The following is a 13,807-nucleotide window of genomic DNA, read 5'->3' on the forward strand; positions in this document are numbered from 1 at the left end:
GGGTTACTCCAGATCTGACAGTTTGCTGCGTTGGCGGGCGGCTTTTTCGCTGGTGATGCGCGCCAGCTCGGCCCGCACGGCGCGGCTGATCGCCTGGGCGTCCATGCCTGGCGTGGTGTGGATGTTGATTTCGTAGGTGTCGTGGCTGTCATGGACCGGCGCCGGGGCAGGGCTGATGGGTGCGCGGTTATCGATCGACAGCGAGGAGGCAGCGGCAGCCCCGTCCGGGAATTGCGGCAACGGCATGGCAGCCAGAGGCATGGCGGTTGCACCGAGGGCCAGTGTGCCGGCCGCCGTGAGTTGTTTGCTCAGGCTGGTCATGGCGCTCAGCGGCCCGTTTTGACTGCCCTCAAGACCCTGGGCCAGGCCGGCCATGGTGAAGCCGCCCAGCTCCGCGAACACACGGGAGGGGCTGTGGATGTCGAGCTTTTCCTTGAACCAACCAATCACCGCATCGCCTGCCCCGGTGATGGCCTCCTTGGCTACGGCCAGGCTGTTGGTGATGCCATTTGCCAGGCCTTGAATCATCTGCGTACCCAGTTCAGCGAACTGTGTAGGCAGGCCTAACAAAAGGCTGAGCATATTGCCGATGACTGCACCGAAACGCTCGCCCATTGACTGAGCGGCGCCACCGACGTCTTCGACGGGCGCAAGTAGCTGGCCGAACCAGGTGATCAGGCTGCTGACGCCATCTGATATCAGACTGAACAGCGGGCGTGCGATGCTGCCCAGAAGCTCCATGGCCGCGCCGACACCTGGCAGCGTCATGACGGCCTGGCCCAGGTTCAGCAGCGATTGGCCGAGCCCCGCGAAACTATCCAGGACTGGTTGTAGTGCACCGACCAGGCCTTGCCAGAAACCGAGAAAGAAACCCTTGATGGGGTTCCAATATTTGTAGACCAGGACACCAGCGGCAACCAAGGCCGCGATGGCCGCCAGCAGCCAGCCGATGGGCGTCGCCATAATGGCGGTACCGACGGCACTGATCGCGCCGCCGAGCATCGGTAGCACGCTGGCGGCAGCTAGGCGGGCGCTGCTGACGAAAGCAGGTAACGCACTGAGCAAGCCACCAGCCGAGCGAGTGGCTACCAACGACCGCCAGACTTTCCCGAGCCTGCCGATGTTGGCACCGGCGCCTGCTGCTGCGGTGCGCGTGCCGATCAACTGGGCCTTAACAATGCCCAGGCGAATGCCAAACATACCCATGCCGTACCGCACCATGGCGAATGGGCCGAGGAGGCTCGCCATCGTCAATGCCAGGCCACCAAACACGAAGGCCAGACCGGCCACAGCCGCTACCACCTTGACCAGGCCGCCGGCCAATCTTGGGTTCTCCCGAGCCCAGGCGCCGATGCTGTTGGCAACCTCCCCGAGCGTGCTGATGATTTGTTTCAGTTCGGGCGCAACAGCGGCGCCAAACTCGGCCAGGGCGTTGGTGAAGCTGCCCTCTGCGGCCTCCATGACGTTGGTGAGAGTGGCGAGTTGTTCGTTGACCCGCTTGCGCAGGTCGGCTTGGTTTTGCAGCTTCTGTTGCACTTCCCGATAACCCGCGATCCCCTTGTTCATCATGGTGTTCAAGGTGGTCATGGTTTCGGAGTCGTCCCCGAACAGCAGCTTGATTGTGGACGTGCGGTCCTCGTCGTTCAGGGACTTGAGTTTTTCGACCTGGGCGAACAGGTTTTCCAGGCCGGCGAAGTTGCCTTTGTCATCGGTGAACTTGAAGCGGATGTTTTTGCCTTCCAGCTCCATGATCTTGTTGACGTCCTTGATCCCGTCCTTGTCCAGGCCGGCCTGGAAGATCTTCCGGTAGGCGTTACCGGCCGCGCCGCCTTCCATGCCAGCCTGGTCCATCATGATCAGCAGCGGTGCCAGCTCGGCGGCCGCGTCGATGCCCGATTTTTTGATGGTGTCCATGACCGGCGCGATCTTGCTGAAGCCCTGGAGCATGTTGGTCGGGTCTACACCCGAGTAGAACCCCCGCTGAATAATGTCCATCAGCGCCATCATGTCTTTTTCGGATGTTCGGGTGGCGTCCTGCATCTTCGCGGCAAATTCAGCCGCGGCGGTTACGGGCATCTGCAACTGAACGCCCAAATACGCAGCCGCTTCGCCGGTGCCGCCGAGGATGCTTTTTGCGCTGAGGCCTTGGCGCCGCAGCATGGTCATCATTTCCTGAAAGTCGGCCGTAGTACCAGGTAGGCGGTCGCCCAGCTTGGTCGCCAAATCGGTGATTTTCTGGAAGTCTTCAGACACCTTGCCGGTGTCGTCCATCATCGAAACCTTGAGTTGCGTGGCCGAGTCTTCGTTCGGCGCAAAGGCACCGATGGCCTTAGCCACCGGCCGACTCGCCGCATATCCCACACCCAGGCCGGCGGCGCCGTTCATAGCCATGTTGCCGGCGAGGTTCTGGGTTTTTTCCAGCTTGGTGCGCTCGATGGCAAGGCGCTTTTGCTGCGCATTCAACGCGACCAGGCGTTTGCCCTGTTCGCTGATGCTGGCGTTGGTGGCGCTGATTTGCTCGCGCAGCTGGCGTTCGTGGCTGCTGAGGTTTTTGGTGCTGATACCGGCGCCTTGCAGTTTGCTGCGCAGTACCTGGAGCTGTTCGCCCTGTTGTCGATGTTGTTCCTTGAGTTTCTGCGCTTCGCGAACGGCTGCCCGAAAGTCCTTGGTCATTGCCTTGGTCGGCGCACCGGTGGCAGCGAACTGCTGGGACAGCGCCCGTACTTTATCGCGGGCAGCGACAAGGACCTGTTCGGTTTGCTCGGCGGCAGCGCGCTGGGTGCGCCAGGCGCTGACGTCCTTCTGCTGGGTGTTGAGTTCCTTGAGGCGGTCGCGGGCTTCCTTGAGGGCGCGGGCGGCACCGATGCTGCCGTTGTTGATGGCCTTCAGGGGGCCGCTCGCCTTGTCGATGGCGTTGAGCAACACCTGAAGTTTTAAGTCATTCGCCATCGGTGGAACTCCGCACCCGGGCGCGTTCGCGCCACTCCATCAGTTCTTGCAGGCCTAGCTGGTCCATGTCAGCCGGTGCCCAATGGAAAACCACGGCCAAGTCGGCCATGGCGTCTTCTACGCAACGAGGGACGCGTCCGTCTTCACCGACTTCTGCAACAAAAAACCGGAGATCTTGCTGCCACAGGCGAGCAGGTCGGCCGGGTCCATGCTGGCAACTTCCGGCGCGGTGATACCTGGTGCGCTGATGCGAGGCAAGATCTTGATGAGGGTGGCCACGTCCATATTCAGCAGGTCCACCAGTTGCACACCGCGCAGCTCGCCGGATTGCGGTTTGCGCAGGGTGATGCTGTCGATGACGGTCTTGCCACGGGTGATCGGGGTGTCCAGGGTGACGGTGTTGTCGTCAATCGGCGGCAGGGCTTCGAGGGTGTCTTCAGGTTTCATATGTGGCTCCAGATTGCAGGGTTAACCGCCCTGGGTCAGGGCGAGAAGGCTTAGATGCCGAGGGCTTGGCGCTGCTTTTCCAGCATGTCCACGCCGTTCACGTTCTCGATGAAATTGAGTAGATCGATTTCGATGATCTCTTCGTTATCGACGATCAATTTGTAATAGGTGCAGGTAGTGGTGATGCTGTGCTCGGTGTCTTCTCCCGGCTGCGCATCGCCCATTTCGATGGTCTCGTGCCGGCCGCGCATCACCACCTCAACGGCGCTGATCTCGGCGGTGTCGTCCTGCTGGAACGAGCCGGTGAAGCGCAACGCGACGCCTGAGGCGTTTACGGCGCCGAACTGTTTAAGGGCGATCAGATCCAGGCCGCCGGTCTTCCATTCGAACTGGATGCCATCATCCGAGAAGCCGAGATCGGCCTTGACCGGGCCGTTCATGCCGCCACCGCGATAAGCTTCCATCTTGCGGCCCAGCGGCGGCAAGGTGACGGTCTTGACTACGCCGAGGTAGCTGTTGGCATCGTTGAAAAGGTTGAGGTTCTTGAGTTTGCTTGGCATAGCCATGGTGGTGTTCTCCGTTGCGCTGACGCGGGGACAACTCCCCTTGCGGGGAGGCCCTGGTTAGCTGTTGATCTTGCTGGCGAAGTCGATCAAGTAGCGGTCGGTGATGCGTTGCCGCAGCGTGAGGTCTTCCAGCGGTGGCACCGGCGTGTAGTCGTAGTCCAGGAACAGCCTGCCGGCCTTGAGCGTGTCCTTATCGTTGGCATCTTCCGGGTACCAGCACTGGCCGCCGATCAGGTAGCCCGCCGCGATCATCTCGCGGAACTTGGCATTGACCCCTTCGATGATGTCGCGCACCAGGGAGGCATGCATGGGCTTGTCCACGGCCCACATGTGCGCCTCGGCCATGGTGTCGGCAAGGATCTGCGCGGTGCGGGTGTAGTTCTCGAAGGCGAACAACGGGTCTTCGCTGGTGGTACGGCTACCCCAGAAGCGGAAGCCGCCCTCGTTGATGAGCGTGGTGACTTCATTGCTGTTGAGGTAGTTGGCGTCCGTGGCCGGGTTTTGCAGATCCCAGAACACGTCGGCGCTGATGCCGGTGACGCCGTTGACCGCGACGTTGGACAGCGTCTTGTGCCAGCCCACCTCCTGATCGATCTTGGCGCGTAAACCCAATGCCCGGGCTACGGCCGAGGCGGTGACGGTTGCGTTGGTGACGGTGCTCCAGTTCTGGAACTCCGGCCAGATGACCATGGCTTCGCGGGCACCGAAGTTATCACGATAGGCGACCACCTCTTCCTTCGTTTTGCAGCCCCAGGCGCTGACGTAGGCGAAGGCCCGCAACTGCTGGGCGATGGTGACCAGGGCGGTGGCAACCGGCAGGCTGTCGAGGCCTGGCACACCGAGAATGCGCGGCACCATGCCAACGCGAGCCTTGGCGGCGAGCAGGGCTTTCATGCCGGTGTATTTGCCCTCGGCCGTGGTGGTGCCGATCAGGGCGCTGGTGGTTTCTGCCTCGGTGGCACCTTCCTTCACCCGCACGACGATGGTGTAGGGCTTGGTTTGGTCGGCGATGGCCTGAAGACTCTTCGCCAGGGTGCCCGTGGTGCCGGCTTTGCCGATGGCGGTTTGGACGTTGGTCAGCAGTACCGGTGTGTCGAATGGGAACGCGGTGGCATCGGCGTCGTCGGCCGTGCAGACCATGCCGATAACAGCGGTGGGGATGGTGCGAATGGGGCGGGTGCCGTCGTTGAGTTCGATGACCCGCACGCCGTGAAGATAATCGGCCATGGGTTTGCCTGCGCAGTGATTGGGATGACAGTGCACAGGCTGCCGCGCGCGCGCCGGTTGGGCGAGCGCGTGGGCTTGTAGGGAGGGGCATTACAGAAGGCGGTTGGGTTTTTACTGGAGTTGTTCAGCGATCCAGGCCGGAGCGACCGGCCTGAACTCAATGTCCGGAAATACTTCTGCCTGCGGCCAGTCCCTTAGCGCTTGGCGATACGCCAGCAGTTCGGAGAATCGTTCCAGTGTCAGCGTTGGTGTTAGCTGCAAATCCTGCTCATCGCGATGTCGTGTTACCAGCCACTCTGTGTTTCGGATTTCTGAATCACGCCAATTTCGCTCGAAAGCGATCAACTGGTCAGGAGGTGTGATCCGGTCAACGGCCTTCGGCCAACCGTTGACGACGATTATTTCTTTGCCTTGATCGATGGAATTTCTAAGGTCCTGGTACTCCTTTTGGGCAAGTTCTACACAGACCTTGTCGATAGCATCGCCATAAGGCTCCCCTGGATAAAAGCCGCCAGTTTCGGCACAGAAGAAAATAGCCATATCAATACCCCCAATATTCCCAAGTGCCAATCACAGTAGGCATAGCGACTGTGGACTGGTTATTCACGCACACGGTGACTGTCGTTTTGGACGAACCGTTAGGTCGGGGTTGGACGTTTGCCAAGCCCTGGTTATGGACCGTTCCTGAACCCGAAAGTAGACCGTTGGGAAAAGCTTTGGGTAACGTAATCACCAGTCCGACATAGGCGCCGCTCGCGAGAGAGGTTGCACTGAACGTACCCCACTGACGGATCAGCCCCCCCGGATAATGCTGATAACCGCTCGCGCCAATTGATGGCTTGAAGTCTTCAGCGGTAACCCCGACCAGCCAAGGGGTCCACTCTGCGGCGTTCTGCATGACACGCACGGCAAAGATCGGTGTTTGACCGCTGGATAAGCCCCCCGTGATCCGCTGTACCAGATAGTTGTTACTGGCGTAGCCCTCGACAACGAGGCTATAACGGACCGATGGGGACCAGCCAGGAGGCAGGTTTAACAAGCCTGACAAGGGGGTCAGATAATTCCCAGGAGTTGAATAATTATTCAGGTCCACCTCGGTGCTCAAGAAGCCTCGGCCGGTGCCGAAAGCGCCCACAGTCATCAGTGCTCCGGAAGTCAGATCCAATGGACTTGACTGTTTTTTTAACGCGCTAGACAACGCGTCCGGAATCGAACCATTTTCCGCATACCAAGTGATCCCCGCACCGGTCGAAAGTGTGATCGTGTCCAGCGCCTTGAGCACCAACTGACCAGGTGCAATGCCTGCCACATAGTCCGTACCTTGCAGGATGATGGTCGCGCTGCCGGTCGATACGTTGGTGAACGATATAGCCCCGCCATTGAACCCAGTGCTTGCTTTCGGCAGTGTGATATTCACCGGACTTTCAGAGTTGATGATGTAGGATTTCCCGAACGCATCGGCTGTCAGGACGGTGCTTACGTCAAGCCCCCCAATGCCTGAATGGTTGCCCAGGGCCCGCTGTACAAATGCAGTATTGGCGAGTAACTGGCTGCTGTTGCTCACCGGTGCCGTAGGTGCCGTGGGGGTTCCCTGGAGGGCAGGGGAGTTGATCGGTGCGTAGCCCTGCGTCACGTTTTGGAAAGTCAGCGCCGTGGTGCCCAGAACAATCGCCCCGTCTGTCACCAGCTGCCACCGGGTATCGGCCTGGCTGGAACCTTGCTCAACGGAAACCAGCAACGCCGATGTCACTTCAGCGCTGCTGTCGGCATCTGGAGCACGCTGCCAAGTAGAGCCAGCCGCGACATAGATGCCGTTGTCCTTGGCAGCCGTCTGGTTCTTCACCAACACCCGGTCACCAGCCAGCAGCGTCACGCCATCAACGACCTGCAACCCGGTCAGCGCAATATTTCCCGTGGTCGTTACGCGCACTGATTGCTTGCTGTCGAGCTTGTACAGTTCCTCAAGAATTTTGGAATCTACGTACTGACGTGTCGCCAATACAACTGAGGGATCGATCTTCAGTTCCACGTTAGCCGTATTGCTGACGATCAGGTTCATCCGCACAACTTGTGTGCGGCCTGAGCCTTGGGTCAGTAATGGTTTGAAACTCGGCGCGCAGTTAGCCACAGCCACCAGATCACCGGCGACGTCGTACAGCCCCACTTCACGAATCCACCAGCCACCGACGTTCTCGGGGATGACCTGTTCGGCAATGATGATGTTCGGGTTGGCTGGGTCAACCTTGAGCTGATTCAGCGGGGCACGTCGGCGCTCGTTGATCAACTGTGTCTGCTGCTCGTTGGGCATTGGCTCCGTGTCGTTGGCATCGCCTACGCCCATTTGCGCGAATGTCCAGGGCACGCCCAGGGCGTCCGCGTTGGCCTGCTTGGCCTTGCCGATGGCAGTGAGGATGGCGAAAAACTGGCTGTTCTGGTCTGTCATGGGTAGATGTCCATGGTGTCGATCTGGTGTTCACGGCCGCCCTGGTGGATGTAGCCCGTGACCTCGATGTCTCGCTGTGTGGGTGGGTAGATATCAATCTCGTCGCCCTCAGTGATGCAGGCGCCGATATGAACTGAACCGGTGGTTTCCAGGCTGATGGCGAGCCCGGTGAGGTGGCGTGTCAGGGGCTTGGCGTCGTCGATCAACCAGGTGAGTTCCTGGTACATCTCTTCGGTGATACCGGTGTCGAGCACGCCGACCTTGAGCTTGAAGGTGGCGCGAGGGCCGACCGGAACGGTCTGCCACCATTCGATGATTTCAATCAGGTAGCCGAGGGGTTCAACGACACGGCGTAGAGAGCCGATAGTGCCCTTGCGCGAATGGATGTAGTACGCGCTGCGGATGGCGGCGCGCTTGGCCGCTTCGGTCCACTTGCTGTCCCAGCGATCCACGGAGAAAGCCCAGGCCAGGTAGGGCAAAAGGGGCAGTGGGCAAAGGTCGGGGTTGTACAGCGTGCGCAACGGAATCGGTACACGCTGGATCTGGGCCAGCGCCTGCGCCGCTTGGCGCTCCAACGGCGTCGAATTGCTTGGGAGAAGGGGCGCGTCAGTCATTATTCAACCCCCAGCGCCAAATCAACGGCCGTGCAGTAGGGAGCCTGGTACTTCGTGGCAACGATGTCCGCCCAGTTCTCCAGCACGACCTTGCGCACGCCCTCAACGTGCAGCGAGGCGTGGATAATCGATTCCGAAACCTCCAAGCCCAGGCGGCGCCGTTGGTGCACGAAAGCCAGCAACTGCGCATTGGCCGCCGCGAGAATCAACTCGCTCTCAGGGCCGGACGTCGAAAGAAACAGCTTGGCCTTGACCTGGTAGTTGATGACCTGCGCGCTTTGCACGGTGAGCCGATCCGCGACAGGGCGGCGGTCGTCGTCGCTGAGGTAGGCATTGACCTTTGCCAGCAGCGCGGGCGAGGCGGTGCCGTCACCCAGGATCGATTGCACCGTCACCACGGCCTCGGCCGGGGCGGGACTTTCGGCAGTGGCGTCGGCAACCTGGCCGTCGGCAGAGCGCGCATGAAAGATATAGCTGTTGCGCGGGCCGGCGGTGCTGAGGCCTTCCCATGCCATTTGAGCCCGCTCCCGCAGGCTGTCGTCGCTTTCCATCAGCAACGGGACCGGCGGCACGGCCGAGGGCTTGGCGGCCTGGATGACCAGGCGCTTGACGTTGAAGTTGCCGGCCAGGTTCTCTAGGTCGCTGCCCTTGGCGAGGGCCAGCATGTTGGCGACAGACGCCTCATTGACGCGCTGGCGCCACACCGTCTCGCGATAGGCGTTCTCCTGGAGCAGTTTGGTCAGGGGCTCAGATTCCAGCTCAAGCCGTGCCGCGATCTCGGCTTGTTCCTCGACCGGCCAGAGGCCGATGGCGTAGGCCTTGCGCTCGGTGAGGATCTGCTCGTAATCGACCTGCTCAACGACCTCGGGCGCGGGGAGCTGGCCCAGGTCAATCGCGACGAATGAGTTCATGCGCTCCCCCCCAAGTTCAGAGGCACGCTCAGGCTCAGCGGCTCGTTGCTATCGACGATGCTGCCCTCGATATCCAATGAGGATTGACCTTGCAGCGTGGCGCCCTGGAACTGCACGCGGCTCAAGCTGATACGCGGCTCCCAGCGCATCAGCGCCATGACCGTGGCCGCGTACACCTGCAACCGGGTGACATCGTTGAACGGGTGGTCCACCAGCTCAGGCAGTAGGCTGCCGTATTCGCGGCGCATGACCCGGGTACCAATGCGCGTGCTGAGGATGTCGCTCATGGATTGGGCGATGCTTTCCTCGGTGCTGATGGCGGCGCCGGTGTGTCGGTTCATTCCGGTTTCCCCGTCTTGCCGCTGCCAGGCATAACGCCGCCGTGCGGGTGTTTCACCAGGCTGATGCCGGCGGCTACCACGTCTACCGAGACGGTGACCTTACCGGTGACGTTCTGGTTGCCGGTCTGGGTGTAATCGCCCTGGTGCGTGATGTTTCCGACGATGTTGATGCCGCCGGTGCTGACCAGGTTGGTGGTGCCACCATCGGTGAGTGTGGCGTCGAGATGGTGAGCTACGCTGTCGTACTCGATCACCGTGCCGTCGCGGTAGGTGGCGCGGTGTAGGCCTTCGCGGTCGCCGTTGGCGGGGATCTGGTCGCTGAAAAGCCCGGTCAGGGCGACACCGTTGCCGAGTTGGCCCGAGGGGCTGAACAGCAGAACTTGTTCGTTGACCGTCGGAGGGTTCCATTCCCGGTCGGCGCCGGCCCGCAGGGCGATCCACGGCAGCCAGGCAGTGGTCAGGGTTCCGGTTTTGACCTGCACACGCGGGGGTTGCATCTGGACGGCAGCGATGGTGCCGAAGCGGATGAGGTTTTCGATCAGGCGGGCGAGGGTGGCTAAGTCGTTCATGGCGCCGATGGTGGCGCCATGCGTGCGGGAGTGCAGCTTCGAAGAGTTGTAGAGCGAAGATTTACAGGATTATGTTTAGGGTTTTGCTTTTGGGGTCTTAGGGGCTCGAGGGGGGCGGGCAGGTATGTTTTTAGCGACGGCTAAGGCTGCTTTCCCACTGATCACAGTCCGATAAATGAACTGTTCAAGCGTGATCAGCAGTGTTTGGAACTCGTCTTGATTTGGTGACCAGGCTCTATGAGCGGCAGCACTACCTGCATCGGTCACTACCGCTAGCGTTTCCGATTCAGTTTCCCCTATAAAACCAACTTCAAGAAGATGCTTAACTTTCGCCTCTAAACTGAGTGCAGGGTCAACTTTAAGAACTTCCGTGGAACGGTCAAACGCTGTTCTCAAGCCTACTGAAGCCAGAATGAACGAGTCTTGTTCATATGCTTGATACATCTCGTTCAAGATCGTAAATAACTGAGGGTCGATTTTCGCAATGTCCCACACCCAATCCGGCTTTTTGCTTTTTTTTTCCGGCGTTGGAAAAGTAGTAATTGTGCATGGATTGACAGCGATATCTTGTCCTGTTTTTGGATCGTATTCGAAGTCCCAGTTCTCTGAGTCCCAGCTACTTTGATGAAAAAAAACTTCTTCGCAGCCTCGGCACTGTGCCAATTTGTAATCGCTCTGCCCCCACATTGGGTGCTGTTCATCGACCGAATCCCAACGCCGCTCGAACTCACCATGAATAAAGCAGGTCCTTTCTCCATCGCAACGGGGGCAATGTGCCTTGAAAGTTTTTGTCATCTCTTAAGTGACTCCCTCACCATTGACAATTTCGACTGCGACCCGGATAGCTTTTACCTCTTTTCGAACTAAAATGAAAATATCATTGAGGGAAAACTCTTACGTCCGAGCCGTGAAGTAAGCAAGCATCTGATCCCGAATTAGATCCAGGTCGGCATCGGTTAAACCAAGCACTTCCCTCTGCTCATATTTCACGTCAGGTGCCCCGCGTTCAGCTCGATCTTTCAGGCCGTACTGGTGCACCCGGGCAATGCGTGCAATTCGTCCCGTGAACCCGACGCTTATCGCATTTCCACCACCTTGAACCTTCAAAAAGCTCGCCGTGCGCAGCTTCTGAAACATCTGCACCTTTCGCTTCACTCGGCCTTGCTTCGCCCGCAGGTTGCGCTGCTTTCGCGGCGCGTACTTGCTCCCGTCCGGGTTGCGCTGGGCAATGATTCGCTGTTGCTGGCTGCGCCGCAGGGCCTGGCCGATGCTGCGGGCCAGTTTGTTGCGCGATGCCGGTTCCAGTTGTCCCAGCAGGCCGGCTGCCCAATCCTCCAGCGTTTCTAATCGGTTGGTCACTTCGGCACGACCCATTCACTGCCGGTGCCTTGGGCACCAGGTATCCACGCCGGGTCAAGGAATGCGGCCACCTGCTTGGGTTCGCCAGGATGGTGGATGGTGGTATTGCCGTCGGCGTCTTTCCCCACAACCACACGCTCGGTCAGCGGCAGTGTCAGGCTCAGGTCCACCTTGCTGTTGTCCAGGATGTCTGCCTCGAACTGAATGCCCTCGGCGGACTTGTTCAAGTTCTCCAGCAGCTCGGACTGGTTCACGCTCAGCCAGCCCAGCAACGGCAACATCACGCTGTCGGGGTGACCGGCGTAGTCGGTGAGGATGACCTGTAAATCAAAGCTGTATTCGAACGACAGCGAGGCAGCCGCGGTGCAGCGGATTTTGCCGTTGTCGATGAAGATCAGCAGCCGGTCGGGGTTGTGCTTGAGTTCGGACACTGTGCTCAGCAAATGGGCGCGCAGGCTTTCGGGTTTGTTCATGGGGCCGCCTGTTGATGGTTGAACACCATGTCTACCTGGCCGGCGCATTCAGCCCATGCGGCTTCGATGCGGTCCTGGTCGGTGAGCTGATCGCCGTTATTGAGTGGGCTTGTCGCCGGCAGGGTGCAGGGCACCACGGCCGGACAACCACTGACGATAAGCGTCGGCGCCGGTGAGGGCGGGGCGCTCGCGCAGCCGGCGAGCAAGCTCAGGCAAAGGCTGGTCAGCCCAGTTGCGAAGGTCTTCGTTTTCACGTTTCAGCGCCTCGATGGTTTGCTCGCGCTTTGCCAGGCCCTGGCGTAGCTGATCCTGCTGGGTCCGCAGGGCTGCTTGGGCAACGCGTTCGGCGTTCAGGGTGGTTTGCAGCGTGCCGACCGTGGTGCGCAGCCTGTCAGCTTCAGCGCGTGCGGTTTTGGTGTCCTTCTCCGCCAACTCGGTGTTCTTCTCGGCTACGGTGAGGCGCTGTTCCTGGCCCCAGATCAGCAGAGCCAGGGCGCCCAGCAGGGCGACGCCGTACAGCGCCTGGCGCAGGGTGCTCATGCGCGGTACCAGCCCAGTTTGTTCATGCTGCCGACGTCCAACAGCTCCACCGGACCTCGCACGATGACTACCCGACAACCGGGTGTCATGTAGGCCAGGGCTTCGCACAGCAGCTCCATATCGGCTTGCTCAGTATTTTCCGGCACCACCAACAGGTTGCCGTCCTGGACATCCAGTTTGCGCACCGCCTCCAGATCGATCATGCCGCCACCGCCTGGCCGCAACCGCACTCAGCGTGCCGTTCATAGGCCCGCTGGAGCTTGATGTCGTACAGGTTCCGCTGGTAGTCAGGGCCGTTGTAGAGTTTGGCGAATTCGGCCCATTTACGGCCTTTCAACGCCTTATGCAGCACCGGGTCGGTCTGGATGAAACGCACGAAGGCGGCGAACTGTTGAGACTCGCCTGCGCTCATGTCCTCGACCAGCGCTTGCACGCTGGCATAGCCCAGACGCTGCCAGTGAAAGCCCATGATCTGGAACGCGCCCCAGGAGGCGGACTCCAGCGCGGCGGTGTCATCGATCAGACGCGCATGGCTCAGGCGCTGGTGCTCAGCAGTGCCGCCGGCATAACCGCCGGACTTCGGGTTGACGATGGACGGATTGGCGGCGGCCAGTTGGTCGGCGTGGCGCTTGAGTTCGTCGGGGTTGTCGCCTTCATGGCGCGGCGTGGCGAGCTGGCGGTACATGATGTGCCGCTCGAACAGAATCACCGGCTTGCCATTCGCCAAGAAGCCCTTGCCCTTTGATTCAACCTCGTTGACGGCGTAGACGCTCGCCAGCGGAACGTCGAGTACCTGCGCGGCCTGCACCAGGTCTTCGTTTTTCAACAGGAGCTGGCAGTTTCCGCCGGCCAGGCTGGCCTGGGTCTTTTCGCCGGCAACGCCATCGGCGACCAAGCCGACTTTCAACTGATACGCCCGCACGGCGGCCTCGGTGGAATCGCCATAGTCGCCATCCACCACCAGCGCGGCGCCGTGGTCGTTCAGGCCTTTTTGCAGGATGCGCACCGCCTGGGAGCGGTCGCCGTGGCGAAGCGTCGTCATAGCTGTTCTACCTTGCGAGTGAAAAACTTCTTGGCAGCGGCGCGAGTCCCCTCGACTCCAAGCAAACCGATTACCCCACCGAAGAACGGTGCGGTTGAGGCGGGGATACCGAGCAGCGCCAAGCCATGACTGGCGGCCAGTGCCAGGGCGCCGCAAAGGGGGGCCTCGACTGCCATCCGCCGCAAGGTGCCGCCGCCATACATAATCCGTAGCGCTGCGATGGTCAGACCCAGGATCCCCGCATAAAGGGCAGGCCAGTTTTGTTCGAGCCAGGCGGCGAGCCAGGCCCAGGTGTCGGGACGTTCAGGCATGCGCTTCATTCCGTA

The 13,807-nt window shown here is 60.4% G+C and carries 18 protein-coding genes and 1 pseudogene; all 19 read right to left on the bottom strand.

The genetic code is table 11. The features are described from left to right. Positions 1–3 precede the first annotated feature (3 nt). Positions 4–2,949, bottom strand: coding sequence for a phage tail tape measure protein (locus LOY50_RS09670; RefSeq protein WP_258690718.1), 2,946 nt, complete (start codon positions 2,947–2,949; stop codon positions 4–6). Continuing rightward, on the bottom strand, positions 2,939–3,058 hold the full coding sequence (locus tag LOY50_RS09675; protein ID WP_003183333.1) for a GpE family phage tail protein: 120 nt from the start codon (positions 3,056–3,058) through the stop codon (positions 2,939–2,941). The genes LOY50_RS09670 and LOY50_RS09675 overlap by 11 nt, the downstream gene beginning before the upstream one ends. An 8-nt stretch (positions 3,059–3,066) precedes the next feature. Then, the gene (locus LOY50_RS09680; RefSeq protein ID WP_258690719.1) at positions 3,067–3,396 is read right to left on the bottom strand and encodes a phage tail assembly protein; all 330 of its coding nucleotides are present in this window, start codon (positions 3,394–3,396) and stop codon (positions 3,067–3,069) included. Positions 3,397–3,446: 50 nt separating this feature from the next. Continuing rightward, positions 3,447–3,962 (bottom strand): phage major tail tube protein, encoded by a 516-nt coding sequence (locus tag LOY50_RS09685; protein WP_214508931.1) that lies wholly within the window; start codon positions 3,960–3,962, stop codon positions 3,447–3,449. A 57-nt stretch (positions 3,963–4,019) separates the two neighbouring features. Next, entirely contained in the window at positions 4,020–5,189 is a 1,170-nt protein-coding gene (locus tag LOY50_RS09690) for a phage tail sheath protein (RefSeq protein ID WP_258690720.1), read from the bottom strand. 111 nt (positions 5,190–5,300) lie between these two features. Further along, positions 5,301–5,729 (bottom strand): phage tail assembly chaperone, encoded by a 429-nt coding sequence (locus LOY50_RS09695; RefSeq protein WP_258690721.1) that lies wholly within the window; start codon positions 5,727–5,729, stop codon positions 5,301–5,303. Between the two features lies 1 nt (position 5,730). Then, positions 5,731–7,632, bottom strand: coding sequence for a phage tail protein (locus LOY50_RS09700; protein ID WP_258690722.1), 1,902 nt, complete (start codon positions 7,630–7,632; stop codon positions 5,731–5,733). Next, complete coding sequence (locus tag LOY50_RS09705) at positions 7,629–8,246, bottom strand: phage tail protein I (protein WP_258690723.1); 618 nt, start codon at positions 8,244–8,246, stop codon at positions 7,629–7,631. Before LOY50_RS09705 ends, LOY50_RS09700 begins: the two co-directional genes overlap by 4 nt. Continuing rightward, a complete protein-coding gene (locus tag LOY50_RS09710; RefSeq protein ID WP_258690724.1) occupies positions 8,246–9,157 on the bottom strand; it encodes a baseplate J/gp47 family protein in 912 nt (303 codons plus the stop codon). Before LOY50_RS09710 ends, LOY50_RS09705 begins: the two co-directional genes overlap by 1 nt. Further along, complete coding sequence (locus tag LOY50_RS09715; RefSeq protein WP_258690725.1) at positions 9,154–9,498, bottom strand: GPW/gp25 family protein; 345 nt, start codon at positions 9,496–9,498, stop codon at positions 9,154–9,156. Before LOY50_RS09715 ends, LOY50_RS09710 begins: the two co-directional genes overlap by 4 nt. Then, on the bottom strand, positions 9,495–10,067 hold the full coding sequence (locus tag LOY50_RS09720) for a phage baseplate assembly protein V (RefSeq protein ID WP_258690726.1): 573 nt from the start codon (positions 10,065–10,067) through the stop codon (positions 9,495–9,497). The genes LOY50_RS09715 and LOY50_RS09720 overlap by 4 nt, the downstream gene beginning before the upstream one ends. Before the next feature lie 75 nt (positions 10,068–10,142). Continuing rightward, complete coding sequence (locus LOY50_RS09725; RefSeq protein ID WP_258690727.1) at positions 10,143–10,862, bottom strand: DUF4145 domain-containing protein; 720 nt, start codon at positions 10,860–10,862, stop codon at positions 10,143–10,145. A 99-nt stretch (positions 10,863–10,961) separates the two neighbouring features. Further along, entirely contained in the window at positions 10,962–11,426 is a 465-nt protein-coding gene (locus tag LOY50_RS09730; protein ID WP_258691219.1) for a phage virion morphogenesis protein, read from the bottom strand. Further along, the gene (locus LOY50_RS09735; RefSeq protein WP_258690728.1) at positions 11,423–11,899 is read right to left on the bottom strand and encodes a phage tail protein; all 477 of its coding nucleotides are present in this window, start codon (positions 11,897–11,899) and stop codon (positions 11,423–11,425) included. The genes LOY50_RS09730 and LOY50_RS09735 overlap by 4 nt, the downstream gene beginning before the upstream one ends. Then, positions 11,896–12,084: pseudogene (lysC, locus tag LOY50_RS09740) on the bottom strand (Rz1-like lysis system protein LysC); the annotation flags it as partial. The pseudogene lysC and the gene LOY50_RS09735, both read right to left, overlap by 4 nt. Next, positions 11,996–12,439: an Rz-like lysis system protein LysB gene (gene lysB, locus LOY50_RS09745; protein ID WP_258690729.1), complete on the bottom strand. Its 444-nt coding sequence runs from the start codon at positions 12,437–12,439 to the stop codon at positions 11,996–11,998. The pseudogene lysC and the gene lysB, both read right to left, overlap by 89 nt. Continuing rightward, positions 12,436–12,642 (bottom strand): hypothetical protein, encoded by a 207-nt coding sequence (locus LOY50_RS09750; RefSeq protein WP_258690730.1) that lies wholly within the window; start codon positions 12,640–12,642, stop codon positions 12,436–12,438. The genes lysB and LOY50_RS09750 overlap by 4 nt, the downstream gene beginning before the upstream one ends. Beyond that, positions 12,639–13,481 (bottom strand): N-acetylmuramidase family protein, encoded by an 843-nt coding sequence (locus tag LOY50_RS09755; protein ID WP_258690731.1) that lies wholly within the window; start codon positions 13,479–13,481, stop codon positions 12,639–12,641. The genes LOY50_RS09750 and LOY50_RS09755 overlap by 4 nt, the downstream gene beginning before the upstream one ends. Continuing rightward, positions 13,478–13,801: a phage holin, lambda family gene (locus tag LOY50_RS09760; protein WP_258690732.1), complete on the bottom strand. Its 324-nt coding sequence runs from the start codon at positions 13,799–13,801 to the stop codon at positions 13,478–13,480. Before LOY50_RS09760 ends, LOY50_RS09755 begins: the two co-directional genes overlap by 4 nt. Positions 13,802–13,807 lie beyond the last annotated feature (6 nt).

Origin of the sequence: Pseudomonas sp. B21-010 (assembly GCF_024749325.1) — a bacterium.
GTDB lineage: Bacteria > Pseudomonadota > Gammaproteobacteria > Pseudomonadales > Pseudomonadaceae > Aquipseudomonas > Aquipseudomonas kilonensis.

What these genes read in the sequence shown, in the direction of transcription:
- LOY50_RS09735 (WP_258690728.1), bottom strand. Translation starts at nt 11,899, where the DNA reads ATGAACAAACCCGAAAGCCTGCGCGCCCATTTGCTGAGCACAGTGTCC.
- LOY50_RS09680 (WP_258690719.1), bottom strand. Translation starts at nt 3,396, where the DNA reads ATGAAACCTGAAGACACCCTCGAAGCCCTGCCGCCGATTGACGACAAC.
- LOY50_RS09685 (WP_214508931.1), bottom strand. Translation starts at nt 3,962, where the DNA reads ATGGCTATGCCAAGCAAACTCAAGAACCTCAACCTTTTCAACGATGCC.
- LOY50_RS09710 (WP_258690724.1), bottom strand. Translation starts at nt 9,157, where the DNA reads ATGAACTCATTCGTCGCGATTGACCTGGGCCAGCTCCCCGCGCCCGAG.
- LOY50_RS09695 (WP_258690721.1), bottom strand. Translation starts at nt 5,729, where the DNA reads ATGGCTATTTTCTTCTGTGCCGAAACTGGCGGCTTTTATCCAGGGGAG.
- LOY50_RS09705 (WP_258690723.1), bottom strand. Translation starts at nt 8,246, where the DNA reads ATGACTGACGCGCCCCTTCTCCCAAGCAATTCGACGCCGTTGGAGCGC.
- LOY50_RS09755 (WP_258690731.1), bottom strand. Translation starts at nt 13,481, where the DNA reads ATGACGACGCTTCGCCACGGCGACCGCTCCCAGGCGGTGCGCATCCTG.
- LOY50_RS09715 (WP_258690725.1), bottom strand. Translation starts at nt 9,498, where the DNA reads ATGAACCGACACACCGGCGCCGCCATCAGCACCGAGGAAAGCATCGCC.
- LOY50_RS09700 (WP_258690722.1), bottom strand. Translation starts at nt 7,632, where the DNA reads ATGACAGACCAGAACAGCCAGTTTTTCGCCATCCTCACTGCCATCGGC.
- LOY50_RS09720 (WP_258690726.1), bottom strand. Translation starts at nt 10,067, where the DNA reads ATGAACGACTTAGCCACCCTCGCCCGCCTGATCGAAAACCTCATCCGC.
- LOY50_RS09760 (WP_258690732.1), bottom strand. Translation starts at nt 13,801, where the DNA reads ATGAAGCGCATGCCTGAACGTCCCGACACCTGGGCCTGGCTCGCCGCC.
- LOY50_RS09670 (WP_258690718.1), bottom strand. Translation starts at nt 2,949, where the DNA reads ATGGCGAATGACTTAAAACTTCAGGTGTTGCTCAACGCCATCGACAAG.
- LOY50_RS09750 (WP_258690730.1), bottom strand. Translation starts at nt 12,642, where the DNA reads ATGATCGATCTGGAGGCGGTGCGCAAACTGGATGTCCAGGACGGCAAC.
- lysB (WP_258690729.1), bottom strand. Translation starts at nt 12,439, where the DNA reads ATGAGCACCCTGCGCCAGGCGCTGTACGGCGTCGCCCTGCTGGGCGCC.
- LOY50_RS09690 (WP_258690720.1), bottom strand. Translation starts at nt 5,189, where the DNA reads ATGGCCGATTATCTTCACGGCGTGCGGGTCATCGAACTCAACGACGGC.
- LOY50_RS09725 (WP_258690727.1), bottom strand. Translation starts at nt 10,862, where the DNA reads ATGACAAAAACTTTCAAGGCACATTGCCCCCGTTGCGATGGAGAAAGG.
- LOY50_RS09675 (WP_003183333.1), bottom strand. Translation starts at nt 3,058, where the DNA reads ATGGCCGACTTGGCCGTGGTTTTCCATTGGGCACCGGCTGACATGGAC.